At 46.1% G+C, this 18,243-nt stretch carries 13 protein-coding genes; 9 read left to right on the top strand and 4 right to left on the bottom strand.

Annotated features, from left to right (window positions below; genetic code table 11):
- The first annotated feature begins 296 nt into the window (after window positions 1–296).
- Both rpmE and OH460_RS10925 read left to right on the top strand, forming a co-directional pair.
- Window positions 297–515: a 50S ribosomal protein L31 gene (gene rpmE / locus OH460_RS10920; RefSeq protein WP_004737142.1), complete on the top strand. Its 219-nt coding sequence runs from the start codon at window positions 297–299 to the stop codon at window positions 513–515.
- A 333-nt stretch (window positions 516–848) separates the two neighbouring features.
- The gene (locus OH460_RS10925) at window positions 849–2,138 is read left to right on the top strand and encodes a malic enzyme-like NAD(P)-binding protein (protein WP_008219668.1); all 1,290 of its coding nucleotides are present in this window, start codon (window positions 849–851) and stop codon (window positions 2,136–2,138) included.
- 181 nt (window positions 2,139–2,319) lie between these two features.
- On the opposite strand, the gene metJ is transcribed toward OH460_RS10925, so the two are convergent.
- Entirely contained in the window at window positions 2,320–2,640 is a 321-nt protein-coding gene (gene metJ, locus OH460_RS10930; RefSeq protein ID WP_004415993.1) for a met regulon transcriptional regulator MetJ, read from the bottom strand.
- Window positions 2,641–2,848: 208 nt separating this feature from the next.
- Here metJ and OH460_RS10935 point away from each other — a divergent pair, with 208 nt between their 5' ends.
- The 3 genes from OH460_RS10935 to metF all read left to right on the top strand — a co-directional run bounded on the left by OH460_RS10935 (window position 2,849) and on the right by metF (window position 7,620).
- Window positions 2,849–4,030 carry an O-succinylhomoserine (thiol)-lyase gene (locus OH460_RS10935; RefSeq protein WP_269997048.1) on the top strand — a complete coding sequence of 394 codons (1,182 nt, stop codon included), beginning with the start codon at window positions 2,849–2,851 and terminating at the stop codon, window positions 4,028–4,030.
- Between the two features lie 2 nt (window positions 4,031–4,032).
- Window positions 4,033–6,444, top strand: coding sequence for a bifunctional aspartate kinase/homoserine dehydrogenase II (locus OH460_RS10940; protein ID WP_061033613.1), 2,412 nt, complete (start codon window positions 4,033–4,035; stop codon window positions 6,442–6,444).
- 276 nt (window positions 6,445–6,720) lie between these two features.
- Entirely contained in the window at window positions 6,721–7,620 is a 900-nt protein-coding gene (gene metF / locus OH460_RS10945; RefSeq protein WP_269997049.1) for a methylenetetrahydrofolate reductase, read from the top strand.
- A gap of 116 nt (window positions 7,621–7,736) precedes the next feature.
- Here the strand turns inward: metF and OH460_RS10950 are convergent, their stop codons facing one another.
- The 3 genes from OH460_RS10950 to argE form a co-directional block, all read right to left on the bottom strand.
- Window positions 7,737–8,276, bottom strand: coding sequence for a PadR family transcriptional regulator (locus OH460_RS10950; protein WP_008219678.1), 540 nt, complete (start codon window positions 8,274–8,276; stop codon window positions 7,737–7,739).
- A gap of 349 nt (window positions 8,277–8,625) precedes the next feature.
- Window positions 8,626–11,262, bottom strand: coding sequence for a phosphoenolpyruvate carboxylase (ppc, locus tag OH460_RS10955; protein WP_171731011.1), 2,637 nt, complete (start codon window positions 11,260–11,262; stop codon window positions 8,626–8,628).
- A 251-nt stretch (window positions 11,263–11,513) separates the two neighbouring features.
- A complete protein-coding gene (gene argE / locus OH460_RS10960; protein ID WP_269997050.1) occupies window positions 11,514–12,650 on the bottom strand; it encodes an acetylornithine deacetylase in 1,137 nt (378 codons plus the stop codon).
- A gap of 154 nt (window positions 12,651–12,804) precedes the next feature.
- Here argE and argC point away from each other — a divergent pair, with 154 nt between their 5' ends.
- The 4 genes from argC to argH all read left to right on the top strand — a co-directional run bounded on the left by argC (window position 12,805) and on the right by argH (window position 18,156).
- On the top strand, window positions 12,805–13,809 hold the full coding sequence (gene argC, locus OH460_RS10965; RefSeq protein WP_269997051.1) for an N-acetyl-gamma-glutamyl-phosphate reductase: 1,005 nt from the start codon (window positions 12,805–12,807) through the stop codon (window positions 13,807–13,809).
- 12 nt (window positions 13,810–13,821) lie between these two features.
- Entirely contained in the window at window positions 13,822–14,610 is a 789-nt protein-coding gene (gene argB / locus OH460_RS10970; protein ID WP_008219686.1) for an acetylglutamate kinase, read from the top strand.
- Window positions 14,611–14,723: 113 nt separating this feature from the next.
- The gene (locus tag OH460_RS10975) at window positions 14,724–15,935 is read left to right on the top strand and encodes an argininosuccinate synthase (RefSeq protein WP_269997052.1); all 1,212 of its coding nucleotides are present in this window, start codon (window positions 14,724–14,726) and stop codon (window positions 15,933–15,935) included.
- Window positions 15,936–16,281: 346 nt separating this feature from the next.
- Window positions 16,282–18,156: an argininosuccinate lyase gene (argH, locus tag OH460_RS10980; RefSeq protein WP_004737153.1), complete on the top strand. Its 1,875-nt coding sequence runs from the start codon at window positions 16,282–16,284 to the stop codon at window positions 18,154–18,156.
- The last annotated feature ends 87 nt before the right edge of the window (window positions 18,157–18,243 follow it).

The raw sequence follows: 18,243 nt of genomic DNA on the forward strand, positions 1-18,243 counted from the left end.
CAGTCTAAAGGATAAGGCGGTTAAATTCGAGAAGCAGTTTGAATGTGATGTGGCAGAGAAGCGGGTGAGGTTGGGGCCAAGCCAAGAATCACAGTCAGCAAAGGAAATAATGCCGATATTGGCGAAAAATGTATCAAATCAGTTGATCCTACTTCACAGATTCATTACTATACTGCGCCTTAAAGGTATGGCTTCGTCGCGCTTTAGTGATGAGCGGTGTCTTTATTTCTTTTTTAAACTACGTGTGGTGTGCGGCTTAGAATCGTATAGCGACACGGCCTACTTGAGGTTATCCCATGAAAGCTGGAATCCACCCAGAATACAAAGCAGTTACTGCTACTTGTTCTTGCGGCAACACTTTTGAGTTCAACTCAACGCTAGCAAAAGAATCAATCCACCTAGACGTATGTGACAAATGTCACCCGTTCTACACTGGTAAGCAACGTATCGTAGATACAGGCGGCCGTGTTGATCGCTTCAACAAGCGTTTCGGTGCTCTTTCTAGCAAGAAGTAATTCTCGCTATTTAGACATAAAAAGGACACTTCGGTGTCCTTTTTTGTTGCCTGAAATCCGATAAAACACAGACTTTCACCTCAAGCTTTCACTCTCTTCAACAATAAGCAGCTTAACTGAATATTATCGGGTCATTCTTGGCTTATCGCTCACCACTGTAAATCCGCACGAAAGTTCAACAAGCGATAGTAATTTCAACTGCTCACTGGTCTTATTAGTAGTGAAATCTCGTTTTTTAATGAGACAGAGGCTTTTACCACCTAGGAACTTTGAAGTACATCCATTAACATGAACAAGATCCCCCAAATAATAATATCCTAGGAACCTACACCTATGTCTGAAGACAGCCGCCAAGATCAATCCTCTCAAGAATTATCACCTCAAGAACAATTCCGTCAGCAAGCTCTTGATTATCATGAGTTCCCAATTCCAGGCAAAATTGCCATTGAGCTGACGAAGCCTGCAAACTCTGCAGAAGACCTAGCACTTGCTTACAGCCCAGGCGTGGCTGAGCCAGTTCGTGAGATCGCACAGAACGTTGATAACGTTTATAAGTACACAGGTAAAGGCAACATGGTTGCAGTTATCTCTAACGGTACTGCGATTCTTGGCCTAGGTAATCTTGGTCCAATTGCTTCTAAACCAGTAATGGAAGGTAAAGCGCTACTGTTTAAGCGTTTCGCTGGTTTAGATTCTATCGATATTGAAGTAAAACACCGCACAATCGATGAGTTTGTCGATACAGTTGCGAACATCGCAGATACATTCGGCGGTATCAACCTAGAAGACATCAAAGCACCAGACTGTTTTGAAATTGAACGTCGCCTGATTGAGCGTTGTGATGTACCTGTATTCCACGATGACCAACACGGTACAGCGATCGTAACAGCAGCTGGTATGCTGAACGCGATCGAGCTTCAAGGTAAGAAGCTTGAAGAGTGTAAGATCGTTTGTTTAGGTGCTGGCGCAGCGGCGGTTGCTTGTATGGAGCTACTGATTAAGTGTGGCGCTCAGCGTGAGAAGATCTACATGCTTGACCGTAAAGGTGTGATCCACACTCGTCGTGACGACCTGAATGAATACAAAGAGCTATTCGCAAACAACACAGATAAGCGTACGCTTGAAGATGTTATCGAAGGTGCTGATCTATTCTTGGGCGTATCAGGTCCTAACCTGCTACCGGCAGAAGCACTAACATTAATGGCTGATAAGCCAGTTGTATTTGCATGTTCAAACCCAGATCCAGAGATCAAGCCAGAGCTTGCTCACGAAGTTCGTTCTGACCTTATCATGGGTACAGGCCGCAGTGATTACCCTAACCAAGTAAACAACGTACTTTGTTTCCCATTTATTTTCCGTGGTGCACTTGATGTGCGTGCAAGCGAAATCAATGACGAAATGAAGCTAGCAGCGGTTAAAGCCATTCGTGAACTGGCGAAAGAAGAAGTGCCAGCGGAAGTATTAAAAGCAGCGGGTGAGACGTCACTTGAGTTCGGTAAGGGTTACATCATTCCTAAGCCAATGGACCCACGTTTACTTCCTCGCGTAGCGAAAGCAGTAGCAGAAGCGGCCGTTGAATCTGGCGTTGCGCGTATCGAGATGCCTGCTAACTACATGGCATAACAGCATATGGCGTAGTCGCTTGTTATAGCGGTTGCTCCATAGAGCACAAATAATAAAAAACCGACTCATCTGGAGTCGGTTTTTTTTATGTCTCTTATTCACAGAATACTGATAAGACGAATCAGTAATGTGAACATTCAGCTAAAGCGAATCAATATTGAAGGCAGTGACTGAGTTATTGTTATTCTTCGTCAAACGCTTCGAACTCGATGCCCATCTCTGTCATCAGTTTTTTCACTTCAGCAGGAATATCGTCAGGACGATCTTTACGAAGGTCTTCATCTGTTGGCAGTGGTTGGCCTGTGTACGCATGTAGAAAAGCTTCACACAGTAGCTCACTGTTTGTTGCATGGCGCAGGTTGTTGATCTGGCGGCGAGTACGCTCGTCAGTAAGAACCTTTAGCACTTTTAAAGGGATAGAAACTGTAATCTTCTTTACTTGTTCGCTTTTCTTTCCATGCTCAGCATATGGGCTTATGTATTCACCATTCCAGTCGGCCATTGCGTACCTTCATCACTTTAGTTGTTAGATTAAATTAATAGTGGTGATTTTAGCGGGATTTACCGCCATAAGCAAAGACATATAGACGTCTAGAAGTGTTGACGTCTCACGTTTATGAAAGTAAAGTGAATAACATATATCTAACACAGCCGCAAAATGCCGACAAGCAGCTGTGACTCTCAGACGCAAAACTTGTAAGGAAGCACCTATGAGCAGCCGGAAGCCAGCAACAATCGCAGTACGTACTGGTATCGAGTCAGACACGCAACACCATGCCGTTGTCCCACCTATTTATCTTTCGACTAACTATGGGTTTCCCGCTTTTGGTGAAGTGCCAAAGTACGATTACACCCGTTCAGGTAACCCAAACCGCGGTTTATTAGAAACGGCACTGTTTGAGCTTGAATCGGGCAAAGGTGCAGTGGTTACTAACTGCGGTACTTCTGCACTTAACTTATGGGTTTCCGCTTTCTTAGGCAGTGATGATCTGATTGTCGCACCACACGACTGCTATGGTGGTACTTACCGTCTGTTTAACACTCGCTCACTAAAAGGTGACTTCAAAGTTCTGTTTGTTGATCAATCGGATCAAGCGGCACTGGATGCGGCGATCGCGCTTACGCCAAAGTTGATCTTAATTGAAACACCATCGAATCCTTTAGTTCGTGTAGTTGATATTGCAGAAACTTGCCGTAAAGCGAAAGAGGTTGGTGCTCTGGTTGCTGTCGACAATACATTTTTGACACCAGTGTTCCAAAAGCCTTTAGAGTTGGGTGCGGATTTTGTTATCCACTCAACTACTAAATATATCAACGGACATTCAGATGTGATTGGTGGTGTGGTGATCACTAAAACAGAAGAGCACGCTGAAGAGCTAGCATGGTGGGGTAACTGTATTGGTGCGACCGGCACACCATTTGATAGCTACATGACGCTACGTGGCATTCGTACGTTAGGTGCTCGTATGCGAGTTCACGAAGAGAGTTCACGTGAAATTCTGGCGTCTCTGCAGCAGCAAGATCTCGTTGGTACAATTTACCACCCAAGCCTTCCTGAACACCCAGGTCATGATATCGCGAAGAAGCAGCAGTCTGGCTTTGGTTCAATGCTGAGTTTTGAGTTTGCGGGCTCATTCGAGGCGCTTAAGTACTTTGTCGATAAGTTAGAGCTGTTCTCTTTGGCGGAGTCGCTGGGCGGTGTTGAAAGCTTGATTTGTCACCCTGCGTCGATGACGCACCGTGCGATGGGTGAAGAAGCACTGGCAGAAGCGGGCGTTTCTCAACAGTTGCTGCGTCTTTCTGTTGGCCTTGAAGATGCTGAAGACTTGATTGATGACCTCATGCAAGCGTTTGAAAAAACACAAGGCTTTATCGCTGAAGGGGAGGGGTAACAATGGCAACCTTTCGCCAGCTACATAAATTTGGTGGTAGCAGTTTAGCAGACCCTGAGTGTTACTTACGCGTGGTCAACATTCTTAGAGAGTATTCATCAGCAACAGACTTAGTGGTTGTTTCGGCAGCAGGCAAAACCACTAACCGTTTGATTGAGTTTGTAGAAGCGCTTGATAAAGATGGGCGTATTGCTCATGAGTGCCTACAAACCCTTCGCCAGTTCCAGCTTGAACTGATTGAAGCACTGCTTGAAGGTGAGCCTGCAGAGCAACTTACGGCGACTATCCAACAAGAATTTACCGCTTTGGGCGAGCTAACGGCTCCTCTAAGCGAAGCACAAAAAGCACAAGTCCTAGGTCACGGTGAAGTTTGGTCTTCACGTCTGTTAGCTGCTTTGTTGTGCCAACATGATTTACAAGCAGTCGCACAAGATGCTCGTGCTTTCTTACGTGCAGAAGTGGGCGCTCAGCCTGAAGTGGATCGTGCTCGTTCTTATCCTCTGATTAAAGAAGCGTTAGCGCAACATGCCCATTGTCGTGTGGTGATTACCGGCTTTATGGCGCAAAACACTGAAGGTGAAACCGTATTACTTGGTCGCAATGGTTCAGACTATTCAGCAACCGTGATTGGCGCTTTAGCTGAAGTGGATCGCGTAACGATTTGGAGTGATGTAGCAGGCGTATACAGTGCTGACCCTCGCTTGGTGTCGGATGCGTGTTTACTGCCTCTACTTCGTCTTGATGAAGCAAGTGAACTCGCTCGTCTTGCCGCACCTGTGCTTCATAGCCGCACACTACAGCCAGTCGCGCAAAGTGCGATGGATCTGAGCTTACGTTGCAGCTATCAGCCAGAATCTGGTTCGACTCAGATTGAGCGTGTTCTGGCATCGGGTCGCGGTGCAAAAATCATTACCTCTCTGGATGAAGTGCTGATTGTGCAACTGACGTTTGGTCACGGGCACGATTTCGACCGTCTAGAAAGTGAGGTGCTTGAAGGGCTTAAGCGTGCTCAACTAGAGCCGCTGGCTTATGAGCTAGAACCAGATCAACACTGCTTGCGTCTCGCGTATACAGAAGAGATCGCTGGCGGCGCTCTAGAGTACCTGCAAGATCACGCGATTGAAGCTGAGATTAAGCTGAAAGAGGGCTTCTCTCTTATTGCTGCTGTAGGTGCGGGCGTAACGAAGAACCCGAACCACTGCTACGGTTTTTATCAGCAGCTAAAGAGTTCATCGGTTGAGTTTATCTCTGAAGCGAACTCTGGTCTGAGTTTAGTGGCAGTGATTCGTAAGAGTGAAACATCGAGCCTAGTGAAGGGCATTCACTCTCAACTATTCCAAGCGCAGAAGCGTGTTGCGATTGCCTTGTGTGGTAAGGGTAACATTGGTTCAAGCTGGTTAAGCCTGTTTGCTGAGCAAAAAGCTGAGCTCGAAAAGCGTCGCGGAATGAACTTTGAATTGGTTGCTGTGGTTGATAGCCAAACCTATTGGTTCGACGACCAAGGTATTGATGCAACCTCTGTCGGTGAGCGCTTTGATGACGAAGCGATTGCTAACAATGGAAACGACTGGCTGGAGCGTTTAGGCTCTATTCAGGGCTACGACGAAGCTGTGGTTTTGGATGTTACTGCCAGCCAAGCTCTTGCAGAAAAGTATCTACAGATTGCTCAGCAAGGCATTCACTTGATCTCGGCGAACAAGGTGGCAGGCTCCGCATCAAGCGAGTATTACCATCAGGTACAAGATGCGTTTGCTAAGATCAGTCGTCATTGGTTGTACAACGCGACCGTTGGTGCAGGCTTACCGATTAACCACACGGTACGTGACCTGCGCGAAAGTGGCGATGACATTATTGCGCTGTCGGGTATCTTCTCAGGCACTTTGTCTTGGTTGTTCCAGCAGTTTGATGGCACGGTGCCGTTCAGCGAGCTGGTGGATTTAGCATGGCAACAAGGCCTGACAGAACCAGACCCTCGTGCTGACCTCGATGGTTCAGACGTGATGCGTAAGTTGGTGATTCTGGCTCGTGAGTCGGGCTTAGATATCGAACCTGAAAACGTAAAAGTGGAATCACTGGTCCCTGAAGAGCTGCAAGACCTATCGGTGGATGACTTCTTTGACAAAGCTTCTGTGCTGAGTGAGGAGTTGGCTGAGCGTTTGGAGAAAGCGCATTCTCAGCAAAAGGTATTACGTTACGTCGCGCGTTTAGAGAAGAACGGCAAAGCAACCGTAGGTGTTGAAGCGTTATCGAAAGAGCACGCTCTGGCGAACTTGCTGCCTTGCGACAATATCTTTGCGATTGAGAGTAAATGGTACAAAGATAACCCATTGGTTATTCGTGGCCCAGGTGCTGGACGCGAAGTGACGGCTGGTGCAATTCAGTCTGATTTGAACCGAATGTCGAGCCTGTTCTAATACTCAGATCATTTGCTATGGTACTTAAATAGCATACTATTCACTAAGATAAATAAGGCTGAAAGCACGATGTGTTTCTCAGCCTTTTTTCTTCCTTATTTCTGCTTTGCGACCCATCTAACGACTTGAGTTTTACTCACGATCTACTTGAAAAAAATTCATAATGGATCTGTTGACATTAAATCGTATTCAATACATTCTGTGGACATATAGACGTCTAAACGTCGTTTGAGGATTTGAGATTTTAGTGGTTGCTTTTGCCACAGGGAGAGTAAGATGGGATACACACACGCTAGTCATATCGACGCTTTAAATCAGAATATCGCTGAGCTTTCTGACAACATCAATGTGTCATTTGAGTTTTTTCCACCAAGCAGTGAAAAGATGGAAGAGACCCTGTGGAATTCTGTTCACCGTCTTAAAACGCTTCAACCAAAATTTGTATCAGTGACCTACGGTGCAAACTCGGGTGAGCGTGACCGTACCCACTCAATCATCAAAGAAATCAAGAACCAAACAGGCCTAGTTGCTGCGCCGCACCTAACGTGTATTGATGCGAGCCGCGAAGAGCTGGTTCAAATTGCTGACGATTACTGGGCGAATGGCATTGAGAGCATTGTTGCGCTGCGTGGTGATATTCCACCAGGTGGTGGTGCACCAGAAATGTACGCATCTGACCTCGTTGAGCTACTCAAATCTCGTCACGACTTTGATATTTCAGTGGCGGCATTCCCAGAGGTTCACCCTGAAGCGAAAAGCGCTCAATCAGATCTTATCAACCTAAAACGTAAAGTGGATGCCGGTGCAAACCGTGCCATCACTCAGTTCTTCTTTGATGTAGAGAGCTATCTACGTTTCCGTGACCGCTGTGTAGCGGCTGGCGTTGATGTTGAGATTGTACCGGGTATCTTACCAGTTTCTAACTTTAAGCAAGCGTCTCGCTTTGCTGCGATGAATAACGTAAAAGTACCAGGCTGGATGGCGAAGCAATTTGAAGGCTTGGATGATGATCCAACGACTCGTCAGCTTGTTGGTGCTAGCCAAGCGATTGATATGGTTCGTACACTGAGCCGTGAAGGTGTGAAAGACTTCCACTTCTACACGCTAAACCGTGCAGAAATGACTTACGCACTTTGCCACACGTTAGGTGTTCGTCCGCAAGTTGCTGCGCTTTAAGTAAAGCTTAAGCTCCTGTAAAGCATCGCTGTTTAATTCAAATCCTACAGATACAAAAAAGGCTTGGACTCTAAGAGTTCAAGCCTTTTATTTTTCTATCAGCTTCTAGCTTCTGCTTAAGCGATAGCACCAAGCTCAAGCAGTACTTCTTCAGCCCATACAATCCATGCTTCACGGATAAGTAGGTTACGACGAAGCGTTAGACGCTCAAGACGAGCTTGCTTGTCTAGCGTTGCTGGTGTTGCGTAGTAAGCCGCTTCGATTTCACGGTAATGAGAAACCAATTTGCGAGATTCTTCTACAAGTTCAGAAAGTTGTACACGGTACGCGTCAGAAGGTTGTACAGCACAAGCCATTAGCTTAGCTGAGAATTCGTCACGAACCGTTGGGTGTGCAGTCGGCTGTTCAAACCATTCACCCAGAGCACTACGGCCAGCATCGGTGATAGAGTAAACTTTACGATCAGGTTTGCCTTCTTGAGGTTCAAGCACGCAAGTTACCTGTTCGTTCTGAGCCATTTTATTTAGCTCACGGTAAACTTGTTGATGGCTAGCTTTCCAGAAGTAACCGATGCTTGCAGAGAATTCTTTTGTGATATCGTAACCAGTAGCGTCGCGTGTACTTAGAACGGTTAAAATTACGTGTGGTAATGACATGTCTGAAATCCAAATGGTAAACAGTAAACAAATACTTAAACATCAAGTGTGCTTCTAGTGGCACGTTATATTGGTTATGTTTAAGTTGTACCAACTCATGGGTTGGTTATGTCACCTTACAAAGCCGTTTATCACCTAGGTCGACCAGTTTATTGGTCAAAGTACTGCAGATTATGATTTTTGAGTGTTTCCGCAGCGGAGCAGTAGTATATCTAAATAATAAGCATAAAGTAGAATACATGGATAAAATAACCCAAAAAACTGATAAAAAACTCATCATGGTCATTTTGTTGAAATAAAAAGGTCGCACGAGGCGACCTTTTGTCTATCTTATAGTAGAAATCACTAATTAACCGGTGTTTCGCATGCCTGCAGCAATGCCTGCAATAGTCACCATTAGCGCCTCTTCTAACTCAGCTGGTGGTGTTTCGCACTTACGAGTACGGTACAGCAGCTCAGCTTGAAGCATGTTCAATGGCTCTACGTAGATGTTACGTAGGCGAATCGACTCAAGCCCCCAAGGGTCGCTCTGCATTAGGTTCTCGTTGTTCTCAACATTCAGCACTGCTTTGATATCTTTTTGTAGCTGTTCACGCAGCAATTCACCTAACGGTAATAGCTCTTCGTCAACAAGACGTTGGTCGTAGTACTTAGCGATTTCCATGTTGCACTTCGAGTACACCATTTCCAACATACCTAGACGGGTAGAGAAGAACGGCCATTCACGACACATCTCTTCCAGTAGGGCTTGATGCCCTTGGTCTACTGAGTATTGAATCGCTTCACCAGCGCCTAGCCATGCCGGAAGTACCAAACGGTTTTGGCTCCAAGAGAAGATCCATGGGATTGCACGTAGGCTTTCTACGCCGCCGTTCGGGTTACGCTTAGCAGGGCGAGAACCAAGAGGCAGTTTGCCTAGCTCCAGTTCAGGTGTCGCTTGACGGAAGTAAGGAACAAATTTCTCTTCGCCACGAACCACGTTACGGTAAGCCTCACAAGAGACTTGAGACAGCACTTCCATTAGGTCACGCCACTCTTGTTTTGGCTCTGGTGGCGGCAGAAGGTTCGCTTCTAGAATCGCACTTGCGTAAAGGTTGAAGCTGTTTACCGCAACGTCTGGTAAGCCAAGCTTAAAGCGGATCATTTCACCTTGCTCAGTTACACGTAAGCCGCCTTTCAAGCTCTTCGGTGGCTGAGAAAGAAGGGCTGCGTGCGCTGGCGCACCACCACGACCAACCGTACCGCCACGACCGTGGAATAGAGTCAGTTCAATGCCTTCTTCATCACAAACCTTAACTAGCTTATCCATTGCATCGTATTGAGCCCAACCTGCAGACATTACGCCCGCATCTTTCGCTGAGTCAGAGTATCCGATCATCACCATTTGGTGATTCTGGATGAAGCCACGGTACAAGTCGATGCTCATTAGCTGTTTCATTACTGCTTCTGAGTTGTTCAAGTCGTCTAGCGTTTCGAACAGTGGACACACGTCCATGCGGTACGGGCAGCCACATTCTTGCAGTAGCAAGTGAACAGCCAGTACATCTGATGCAGTGCGAGCCATTGAAATTACGTAAGCACCGAAGGCTTCACGAGGTTGAGCAGCAATGACCTTACAGGTGTCTAAAACCTCTTTGACCTGTTCAGATGGCTCCCAATCGCGTGGAAGCAGTGGACGCTTAGAGCTCAATTCATTGGTTAAGAAAGCAATCTTGTCTTGCTCGCTCCATTGGTCATAATCACCAATGCCTAAGTAGCGAGTCAGTTCAGACAGTACATCTGAGTGACGAGTACTTTCTTGACGAACATCGAGACGTACTAGGTGCACACCGAATGCTTTTAAGCGGCGCAGAGTATCAAGCAGAGAACCGTCTGCGATTACGCCCATGCCACATTCGTGCAGCGATTGGTAACAGGCGTAAAGCGGAGTCCAAAGTTGGTCGATGTTCTGTAGTGTTTCTTTCTTCGGAACCTCGGTGTCATGCAGTTTTGCATCCAGCACTTCTAGCGTGTTGTTCAGTAGAGTGCGTAGGTTCTTCAGGATTGCACGGTAAGCTTCGTGTTCATCACCGGCTAGTTCACGAACCGCATCATTACACTTAGTCATCGACAGTTCGGTAATCAGCTCATTAACATCGCCTAGGTAAAGGTCTGCCGCTTTCCAGCGAGATAGGCGCAGAACCTCTTTGGTAATAGTGTGCGTTACGAATGGGTTACCATCGCGGTCACCGCCCATCCAAGATGAGAAGTGAACTGGACGTGCATCAATCGGCAGGCCTTCACCAAGGTAGCCTTTAAGTCGACCATCCATTTCACGTAGGAAATCAGGCACGGCTTCCCATAGCGAGTTTTCTACAACCGCAAAGCCCCATTTCGCTTCATCGAGTGGCGTAGGGCGTTGCTGACGAATCACATCAGAGTGCCAACCTTGAGCGATAAGTTGCTCTAGGCGACGCTCGGTTTTCACGCGCTCTTTGTGTGATAGGTCGCTTAATTCTAATTTAGACAGACACTCGTTGATCTTCACCAGCTTGTTGATCATGGTGCGACGAGTGATTTCTGTTGGGTGTGCAGTCAAAACGAGCTCAATGTTCAGGTCGCGAACAGCTTGAGCTGCATCTAGCTTGCTGATGTCGTTTTGGTTTAATTTGGAAAATAGAGATTGCAGCACGTCTGGTTCGCAAACATGCTCCTCACAGTGGCGAGAGATGGTGTGGTATTGCTCTGCCATGTTGGTGAGGTTGAGAAATTGGTTAAATGCACGAGCAACAGGAGTGAGTTGTTCGTTCGGCAGGTTTTTGATTTCTTCAACTAGGCTGTCACGGTCAGCTTTGTTGCCTGCGCGGGCGGATTTGGAAAGTTTACGGATAGTTTCCACTTTCTCTAAGATAACGTCACCATGTGCATCTTGGATTGTGTTACCTAGCAAGCGTCCCAGCATGCTTACGTTACTCTTGAGAGCGGCGTATTTCTCGTTCATTGTCATCCTGCCTCGTAAAAAAATTACATCCATTGTTCCTTGTTAAGTACACAATCTAGCGAAAACTGCTGTATCTAGTCAAATAAAGCATTCTAAGTTTGCAATTATTAGTTTTCGAAATGCGGGAGAAGTAAATTTTCCAAGACTTCGGAATAAAGTGAAATTTAATTACAAGATCAGGCTTTGGAAGGGATAACAGAATAAAAGCCACCTTTTAGGGCAGCTTTTATAAAAAAGTATCGCAAGGGTGGCAATAACTAGAAACAATATTTACGAATAGATTTACTCAGTACGTCAATCGTTGGGTCGATAAAATCAAAGCTTAAGAATTCATCCGGTTGGTGAGCTTGGTCAATTGAGCCCGGACCCAGAACTAAGGTTGGGCAAAGTTCTTGAAGGAAAGGTGCTTCGGTACAGTAGTTCACGGTTTGTGATTCAGTTTCGCAAACGGATTCCATGCCGCCGATAAATGGGTGGTCGTGCTGACACTCGTAACCTGGGATAGGTTCGTGCAGTGGCGTAATCTCAATTCTGCCCGGCCACTTCGCTTCCACTTCTTTGAGTGCGCTGCGCAGCATGTTATCTAAACCGTCTAAGCTGATACCCGGTAAAGGGCGCACGTCGTAGTGCAGTTCACAACAACCACAAATACGGTTAGCGCTGTCACCACCATGAATATGACCTAGGTTTAGTGTCGGGCTTGGAATAGCGAACCCTGGGTGGTGGTACTCTTTAATTAATTTGTCGCGCAGCTGCATCAAAGCAAACAGCACTTCATGCATGATTTCGATAGCGTTAACGCCTAATGCTGGATCTGAAGAGTGACCTGATTTACCGGTTACGCGCACTGCATTCGCCACGTGGCCTTTGTGCCCGCGAATCGGTACTAGGCTGGTCGGTTCACCAATGATGCAGTAATCCGGTTTAAACGGTGCGTTTTCAGTGAAATGACGCGCACCTAGCATGGTGGTCTCTTCATCACAGGTTGCCAATACATAAAGTGGCTTCGCCTGTTTACTCCAATCCATCTTTCTTACTGCTTCATAGATAAAGGCGAAAAAGCCTTTCATGTCGGCAGTACCTAATCCGTAGAAGCGATTGTTGTGTTCTGTCAGTGCGTGAGGGTCGAAATTCCAACGCCCTTCATCAAATGGCACGGTATCACTATGTCCAGCCAGCAATAAGCCGCCTTCGCCTGAGCCCATTTTTGCGATCATATTATGCTTGCCAGGCTCAACTTCCACGACTTCTACGCTAAAGCCTACGTCTTTAAACCATTGAGCCATTTTTTCGATCACTTTCTCGTTGCCATGATCCCAGCTTGGATCGGTCGAGCTAATAGAGTCTGTGGAAATTAGGCCTTTATAGACCTCAAGGAAACTCGGTAATTGCATAATATCTTCACTTCTACTATTGACAGGAAAACTATAAGTCGGTAAAACACATATTAAATCATATTTAATGCATAAGAAATCAAATAAGGCTAAAAATTAAGTATGAATAGTCAAATTTTGAAATGTAACTTACCTCAGAAATGGATGTGTTGAGATGTTGAAAACCACGATCATTGGCGCAAGCGGCTACACAGGAGCAGAACTGGCTCTAATGATAAACAGACACCCTGAGCTCACGCTATCAGGTTTGTATGTCTCAGCCAATAGTGTAGACGCAGGTAAACCTATTGCAGCACTGCACGGTAAGTTAGCGGGCTTGATTGATATGCCAGTACAGCCATTAACGAATCCAGAAGAAGTGGCAAAGCAGTCTGATGTGATTTTCCTAGCGACAGCACATGAAGTGAGTCATGACCTAGCTCCTATCTTTCTAGAGAATGATTGCCAAGTATTCGACCTATCAGGTGCTTTTAGAGTTAAAGGCGAAAACTTCTACCAAGAGTTTTACGGCTTTGAACACCAATATGAACAGTGGCTAGATAAAGCGGCTTACGGTTTAGCGGAATGGAATGAGCAAGAGATTAAAGAAGCTCAGCTTGTTGCAGTCGCAGGTTGTTACCCAACGGCATCACAACTGGCGATTAAGCCTTTAGTTGAAGCTAAGTTACTGGACGAGAACCAGTGGCCTGTGATTAACGCGACCAGCGGGGTTACTGGAGCGGGTCGTAAGGCGACCATGGTCAACAGCTTCTGCGAAGTGAGCCTGCAAGCTTATGGTGTATTTAACCACCGTCATCAACCTGAAATGGCAGCACATTTAGGATGTGATGTGATTTTCACTCCGCACCTAGGCAACTTTAAGCGCGGCATTTTAGCGACCATTACTATGAAGCTGGCTCAGGGCGTGACAGAACAACAGGTACAAGATGCCTTTGAACAAGCTTACCAAGGCAAGCCAGCCGTAAGGTTACTCGAAGAGACATTGCCAAGAATTCAAGATGTAGAACAGACACCTTTCTGCGATTTAGGTTGGAAGGTTCAAGGTCAACACATCATCGTTGTTTCAGCGATTGATAACTTATTAAAGGGTGCATCTAGCCAAGCGATGCAGTGTTTAAATTTACGTTATGGTTTTGCGCCATTAACTGCGTTAGTGTAAGGAAATCTAGATATGAGCCTTAATAATCAACCATTAATCATAAAGTTAGGTGGCGCTGCGCTATCTTGTGGTGAAACACTTAGCAAGTTATTTGGTGCGATCTCTGCTTACCAACAACAAGCACAACGACCAATCGTGATTGTTCACGGCGGCGGTTACCTTGTTGATGACTTGATGAATAAGTTGAATCTCGAAACCGTTAAGAAAGAAGGGCTACGTGTTACTCCTTATGACCAGATCCCAGTGATCGCTGGTGCATTAGCGGGCACGGCCAACAAACTACTTCAAGGTCAGGCGATTAAAGACGGTATCAATGCCGTTGGTTTGAGCCTTGCAGATGGTGGTTTATGCAAAGTGAGCGAACTGAACCCTGAACTGGGCGCGGTAGGAAAAGCGGAGCCGGGCGACTCAACCGTTCTGCAAGCGATTCTTAATGCGGGCGCTCTGCCAATCATTAGCTCAATTGGTTTGACTGAACAAGGTCAGCTGATGAACGTCAATGCAGACCAAGCTGCGGTTGCTGTAGCTGGTGCACTTGATGCTGAACTGGTACTGCTTTCTGATGTAAGCGGCGTACTAGATGGCAAAGGTCACTTAATTCCAAGCCTTAACCAACAGCAAGCTGATGACCTTATCGAAGGTAAAGTAATTACTGACGGCATGATCGTTAAGGTTCAAGCCGCACTAGAAGCAGCCAACGACCTTGGACGACCAATCGAAGTCGCGACGTGGCGATACCCAGAAAAGCTAACTCAACTGTTTTCAGGTAAAAGCATAGGAACACAGTTTTTACCTCAGTAGGTCTCACAGCGAGTCGCTACTTAAAGAATTTAGACAAATTAAATAAACATATAATTATGAAGTCATTTCCAACGCTGACCGCCATGTGCAGTATGGAAACTAGGAGAAAGAAAATGAGCAAAGTTAACGTAAAGAAAGTTGTAGTAGCCTACTCTGGCGGTCTTGACACATCAGTAATCATTCCATGGTTGAAAGAGAACTATGATTGTGAAGTGGTGGCGTTTGTCGCGGATGTTGGTCAAGGCGCTGAAGAACTAGAAGGCATTGAAGAGAAAGCAAAAGCTTCTGGTGCATCTGAGTGTTACATAGCAGACCTTAAAGAAGAGATGGTTGCTGATTACATCTTCCCAACGCTGAAAACGGGCGCTTACTACGAAGGTAAATACCTACTAGGTACGTCGATGGCGCGTCCAATCATTGCTAAAGCACAGGTTGAAGTCGCACGTAAAGTAGGTGCAGACGCACTGTGTCACGGTTGTACTGGTAAAGGTAATGACCAAGTTCGTTTTGAAGGTGCATTCGCAGCACTAGCACCAGACCTACAGGTAATTGCACCATGGCGTGAGTGGGATCTAGTGAGCCGTGAAGAGTGTCTGGATTACCTAGCTGAGCGCAACATCCCTTGTACTGCATCTCTGACTAAGATTTACTCGCGTGATGCAAACGCATGGCACATCTCTACAGAAGGTGGCGTTCTCGAAGATACATGGAATGCGCCAAACGAAGATTGCTGGGCTTGGACAGTGGATCCTGAGCAAGCACCAAACGAATCTGAAACAGTAACGCTTAAAGTTGAAAAAGGTGAAGTGGTTGCTGTTGACGGTGAAACAATGACGCCATACAACGCACTGGTTTACCTGAACGAGAAGGGTGCTAAGCACGGTGTTGGTCGTATCGATATCGTAGAGAACCGTCTTGTTGGTATGAAGTCGCGTGGTTGTTACGAAACTCCGGGTGGCACTATCATGATGGAAGCTCTGCGTGCAGTTGAGCAACTGGTTCTTGATAAAGCGGCATTCGAATTCCGTGAAGAGCTAGGTGTTAAAGCTTCTCACCTTGTATACGATGGTCGTTGGTTCACTCCACTATGTAAGTCAATTCTTGCAGCGACAGAAGAACTAGCGCAAGACGTTAACGGTGAGGTGGTTGTTAAGCTATACAAAGGTCACGCAACGGTGACTCAGAAGCGTTCTGACAACAGCCTATACTCAGAAGAGTTTGCAACCTTTGGTGAAGATGAAGTTTACGACCAAAGCCATGCTGAAGGCTTCATCCGCCTTTACTCGCTATCAAGCCGTATCCGTGCTTTGAATAGCCAAAAGTAATACTAACAATCAGTTAGTGAGCTAGCCTTCACTGAAATGTTGAAGGCCAGTAAACAGACATGATTATGCAAAGCCCACTCACTATTGATTAGTGAGTGGGCTTTTTACTTTCTAATCGCCTAATAAATCAGCTTCGGTTTTTACTATTGGATGGCATATAATTCGCGCTCTAGGCTGTAAAGAATCATGGATGAGTCTTTTGGTGAATAAATATGTGAAAAAAATGAATTAATACTTTATTTTCATTTTGAATTGCCGTAAGTTTAAACCATCAGAAAAATACTGAATCTTAATCAGAATTATCATTTGCAAAAACAGTGAGCACTGTGCAATTAGGAGATACACAATGGCATTATGGGGCGGTAGATTTACCCAAGCAGCAGACACCCGGTTCAAAGATTTTAACGATTCTCTTCGTTTTGATTACCGATTGGCTGAGCAAGACATTGTGGGCTCAATTGCCTGGTCTAAAGCTCTACTGTCGGTCAACGTATTAACAGAAGAAGAACAACAGAAGCTTGAGTTAGCGCTGAATGAGCTAAAACTTGAGGTGATGGAAGATCCTGAACAGATTCTACGTTCTGATGCAGAAGACATTCACAGCTGGGTTGAGCAACAACTTATCGGCAAAGTCGGTGATTTGGGTAAAAAGCTTCACACTGGCCGTTCTCGTAATGACCAAGTGGCGACAGACCTGAAACTATGGTGTCGTCAGCAAGGTAACCAACTGCTGCTAGCGCTTGATCGTCTGCAGAGTCAGATGGTTAATGTTGCTTCTCAGCATCAAGGTACTGTGCTTCCTGGCTACACTCACTTACAACGTGCTCAGCCAGTAACGTTTGCTCACTGGTGTTTGGCTTACGTTGAAATGTTTGAGCGTGATTACTCGCGTTTGAATGATGCGATTAAGCGTCTAGATACATGTCCGCTGGGTTCTGGTGCCCTTGCGGGAACCGCTTACCCGATGGACCGTGAAGAGTTAGCTCACAACTTAGGTTTCCGTCGTGCAACGCGCAACTCTCTAGATTCAGTATCTGACCGTGACCATGTGATGGAGCTGATGTCGATCGCTTCTATCTCTATGCTTCACCTTTCACGTCTTGCGGAAGATATGATTTTCTACAACTCTGGTGAATCAAACTTCATCGAGTTAGCGGATACCGTGACATCAGGTTCATCTCTGATGCCACAGAAGAAAAACCCGGATGCATTAGAGCTTATCCGTGGTAAAACAGGCCGTGTATACGGGTCACTTGCTGGCATGATGATGACAGTGAAAGCACTGCCTTTGGCGTACAACAAAGACATGCAAGAAGATAAAGAAGGTCTGTTCGACGCTTTAGACACTTGGAATGACTGTATGGAAATGGCGGCGCTGTGTTTTGACGGCATCAAAGTGAACGGCGAGCGTACACTTGAAGCAGCGAAGCAAGGTTATGCAAACTCTACGGAGCTAGCTGATTACCTAGTAGCGAAAGGCATTCCTTTCCGTGAAGCTCACCATATTGTCGGTGTAACCGTCGTTGCGGCGATCGCGAAAGGCTGTGCATTAGAAGAATTAACCATCGCAGAGATGAAAGAGTTCTCTGAGGTGATAGAAGAGGATGTGTACGACATCCTGACCATTGAATCATGTCTTGAAAAACGTAGTGCGCTAGGTGGTGTGTCACCGAAGCAAGTGGCTTACGCGGTGGACCAAGCTGAGAAGCGTTTGGCACAGCGTGATACCTCCATCGTTAAGGTTCGTCCTGCTCGTTTGACTGACATTGAAGCGTTGGAAGGCATGGTGGCTTACTGGGCGAACATGGGTGAAAACCTACCTCGTTCTCGTAATGAACTGGTGCGTGATATCGGCTCCTTCGCCGTCGCAGAACATCATGGTGAAGTGACTGGTTGTGCATCGCTCTATGTGTATGACTCTGGTTTAGCGGAAATCCGTTCACTGGGGGTCGAAGCTGGCTGGCAAGGTCAAGGGCAGGGCACCGCGATTGTTCAGCACTTGGTTGAGAAAGCACGCCAAATGGCGATTAAGAAAGTGTTTGTACTGACTCGTACGCCTGAGTTCTTTATGAAGCATGATTTCTTACCAACATCGAAATCTCTGCTACCTGAGAAGGTACTGAAAGATTGCGACCAGTGTCCTCGTCAACATGCGTGTGATGAAGTGGCTTTGGAAGTGAACTTGGTCGAGCAGATCATTGCTAAGGTTAATGTTGCATAAGGCATTGATTTTATGGTCCCTAAAAAAAAGATCAAAAATCCGATCTTTTTTGGGAACAAACTAAGAAAAGCCCGGTCTATTAAAGTA

Origin of the sequence: Vibrio sp. Makdt, assembly GCF_027587015.1 — a bacterium.
GTDB classification, from domain to species: domain Bacteria; phylum Pseudomonadota; class Gammaproteobacteria; order Enterobacterales; family Vibrionaceae; genus Vibrio; species Vibrio chagasii_B.